Genomic DNA, 3,459 nt, shown 5'->3' on the forward strand with positions numbered 1-3,459 from the left:
TGCGCAGCCGGTCGTTGTCGGCATCGGAGTTGCACCGGATCGCCGGTCGAGACGATCCCACCCCCCGCGGGTCGAAGCCGACGAGGTCGAAGCGTTCACGGATGCGCGGGGGCAACGACTGCACGGTCCCCATCGCGGCGTCGATGCCGGACCCGCCGGGCCCGCCGGGGTTGAGCACCAGTGAGCCGATCTTGTCGCCGGTGGCGGGAAAGCGGATCATCGCCAGGGTCGCCACGTCGCCGTCGAGATGGTGGTAGTCGACGGGCACGGCCAGCTGCCCGCACAGCGCGCCGGCGGGAACGTTGTCCGCCGGGTCAGGCGGAGGGCAGGGTGTCCATTGGATCGGCTGGCCCAGCGCGGGTTTCGCCATGGCGGCACGTCCGTCGACGACGCGCACGCAGCCGGAGAGCAGGAGAGTCACCCCGGCGATCGCCGTGCAGACCAACAGCGGGCGCGCGATCGTGACACGGCGAGAGGGGCACACGCCGACCCATTCTTCTTGGGGCGCTCGTGCCGACTCAAGCGGAGGGTGACGTGACGGCTGAGGCGAATCGGTTCCGCGACCGGCGCCACAACGAGAGATCTTCTCGCACCTGATCACCACCGCTCGCGACCGCGGCGAGCTCAAACCCGGACCCGACCCCGAACTCCTTCAAGACCAACTCGGCGGCGCCCTCCTCTACCGGGCCTTGATGCGCCCCGACCCCCTGGACGCGGCCGAAGCCAGCGTTATGTGCGAGAGCTTCTCGACGCGCTCGGTCTCATCCCGCCGGTGCGGGCTGATAAATCAGCCCGCTGAGCCGCCAGACCAGCGCACCAAAACATCGGGAAGCCGTGCGCCAATGCCATTGCGGCGTGGCGCGCCGGACTCGCAAGCCGTATTTCTGCGCTCCAATAGGTCGTTTTGCCCCGTGAGAACCGGCCCGGTCCTCGGGCATTTGCGTCACAGGCTCCAGGCTTTGCCGTTGTCTGTCGCTTAGAGGTGAGGGACTGTCGGCGACGAGCAGTTCTTACTGTTACCTTACGGTACTCTTATTTTTCTTAGTATTGGTGTACGGTCGCTCGCCATGGGCGTATGAAGCCTTCGCGTTGGCGGTGAACATCCGCGCTTGCGCGATGGTCCTGACGCCAGCGCCCATGCTGTCGAAAGGGGCACTGGGTGAGCGACGTCGGTGAGCACGCTGTTGTGCTGGGTGCGGGGATAGCGGGTTTGCTTGCCGCGCGGGTACTTTCAGAGTTCTACAAGTCGGTGACCGTGGTCGAGCGCGACCGGTTGCCTGATCATCCCCGTGACCGCAGAGGCGTCCCGCAGGGGCCTCACCTTCATACCTTTTTAAGCCGCGGCAACCAGGTGTTATCGGAGTTGTTTCCCGGGGTGCTCGAGGAGATGGCCGGCGCCGGCGCCGTCGTGGTCAACGACGGTGATCTGTCACGGATCTATGCACGGGTGGGGCGCTGCGAGTTGAAGCGTTCGGGGCGATTGGCCGATCCGGCGGTGCTGACGTTGTGTCTGGCGACGCGGCCGTTTGTGGAATTCCATGTGCGCCGGCGCGTCGAAGCCCTGTCGAATGTGGCGCTCCTCGACGAGCACGAGGCTATCGCCCCGCTTGTTGTCGCCGAAGCGGTGACTGGGGTGCGAATCGTCGACCGCGACAACGGGATGGTGACGGGGTTGGATGCCGATCTGGTGGTCGACACCACGGGCCGAGCCGGACGGACTCGGGCGTTTCTCGACGACCTGGGCTATGGCCGGCCAGCCGAGAAGCGATCTCCCAGCGCGGTGGGCTATTCCAGCCAACGCTTCGAAATCTCCAATGGATGCCTGAACAAGCAGTTGGTCATGGCCAATCAGGGCCCCACCGAGCCGACGGTGCTGCTGGTTGCCTGCGAGCACGACACGTGGATGCTGGCCGTCGGGCGATCGGCCGATGCCGGCGGTGCACCGGCCGACTTCTCCACGATGCTGGCTTTGACCCGGAAAGTCCTGCCTCGCACAATCACCGACGCGATGCGCGACGCACAGCCCCTTGGCGAGATCACGATGTTCCGCAACCCGGCCGCGGTCTGGCGTCGCTACGACCGGATGGCCCGCTTCCCGCGCGGATTGTTAGTGATGGGCGATGCGCTATGCAGCCTTAACCCCATCCACGGGCAAGGCATGACGATGGCCGCACTGCAATCGTTAACGCTGCGGGACTGTCTACGTCGCGGCGATACCGATCTGGCCCGACGCTTCTTTCACGCAGCCGCCCACGATATCGGGCTGACGTGGGCCCGCAATCAGGCCAGCGACCGTGCCCCCTCGCCTAGCGGGAAACCACCGGTGCGCCAGCGGTTGCTCGGCCGTATAGTCAGAGCGACTTTGACCGCCGCGGCGTACGACATCACCGTGACCGAGCGCCTTCTGCGCGTCTCTCACCTCGTCGATCCACCTAGCCGGCTCAACGATCCTGCGCTGCTACCCCACATCCTCGCGGGCAACCTGCGCAACTTGATCGCCGTGAGCCGAAGCCTGCTCAGCAGGGCGTCGATCAATTTCGACCGCGGGCTCGCCGAGGTCATCACGGACCACAAAGGACAAGCCCATGCATGACCCAACGACCCTGACAGCTAAGGATTTTGAGCAACGACTGGCAGCGATAACCGCCACCGCGTTGCGGGGTGACTGGGGTCAGGGGGAGTCGTCGTGACCGCCCGTCAGGATGTAGAGGCCGAGCGCTCAGCCCTGGCTGATTCGTTAGCGACGGTGGGCCCGCGAGCGCCAACCGCCTGCGGCGACTGGACAGCATTCGACCTTGCTGCACACGTCGTGGCGGCCGATCGCGCGGCCGGCGTTCCCGCATTTTGCATCCGGACATTGGCCGCGCGCGGTGTCCAGTTTTCTCCACGGCCCGAGTTCGCCCGCTGGGTGATTCGCCGACAACGACGCGTCGGCTACCATGCGCTAATCGCGCACCTCCGCGAACCCTCGCCGCGTCTACTGTTAGCCCCGAAAATGGCTGCCTTAAGCCTCTTCGAGGTCTGGACGCATCATGACGACCTCGCCACAGCCAACGGACTCGCCCATGCCGTCCCCGAACATCTTGTCGAGGCGATTCCATGGCTGGTCCGATATCAAATCCGCCGCCTGCCCAAGGCCAGGCTAGTCTTGCGAACGACCGAGAACCACGAATTGGAATTCGGCCCTGCGACCGACCCGGCCGCCCTAGTCAGCGCTCCCACAGCAGATCTCGTGCGATGGCTTGCTGGCCGGAACCCACACAACATTGTGAACATCCAGGCCGAGACCGCCCTCGCCGCACAGATCCATGCATTCGCCGGCAGGATCTAGCACACTGCTCAAAATCGACTATGGCAGCGAGAAATAGCTACGCTCGCAACATGAATGGCCAATTTGCGTCATCAAACCGCTGATGCGAGCAAGGACTCGTCATCGGCACGGCGCCGAATGCGCGAACA

General features: G+C 65.0%; 2 protein-coding genes and 2 pseudogenes. 3 read left to right on the plus strand and 1 reads right to left on the minus strand.

The features are described 5' to 3' along the window. Positions 1-484 (minus strand): annotated as a pseudogene (locus JO059_RS03770) (alpha/beta fold hydrolase); the annotation flags it as partial. A 94-nt stretch (positions 485-578) separates the two neighbouring features. Here JO059_RS03770 and JO059_RS22895 point away from each other — a divergent pair. The 3 genes and pseudogenes from JO059_RS22895 to JO059_RS03780 form a co-directional block, all read left to right on the plus strand. Beyond that, positions 579-980, plus strand: a pseudogene (locus JO059_RS22895) (TetR-like C-terminal domain-containing protein); the annotation flags it as partial. A gap of 179 nt (positions 981-1,159) precedes the next feature. Beyond that, positions 1,160-2,593, plus strand: a complete 1,434-nt coding sequence (locus JO059_RS03775) for an FAD-dependent oxidoreductase (protein ID WP_293314779.1) — start codon at positions 1,160-1,162, stop codon at positions 2,591-2,593. A 93-nt stretch (positions 2,594-2,686) separates the two neighbouring features. Beyond that, entirely contained in the window at positions 2,687-3,331 is a 645-nt protein-coding gene (locus JO059_RS03780) for a maleylpyruvate isomerase family mycothiol-dependent enzyme (protein ID WP_293314780.1), read from the plus strand. Positions 3,332-3,459 lie beyond the last annotated feature (128 nt).

The sequence above is a fragment of the Mycobacterium sp. genome (assembly GCF_019247615.1).
In the GTDB taxonomy this organism is placed as follows: domain Bacteria; phylum Actinomycetota; class Actinomycetes; order Mycobacteriales; family Mycobacteriaceae; genus Mycobacterium.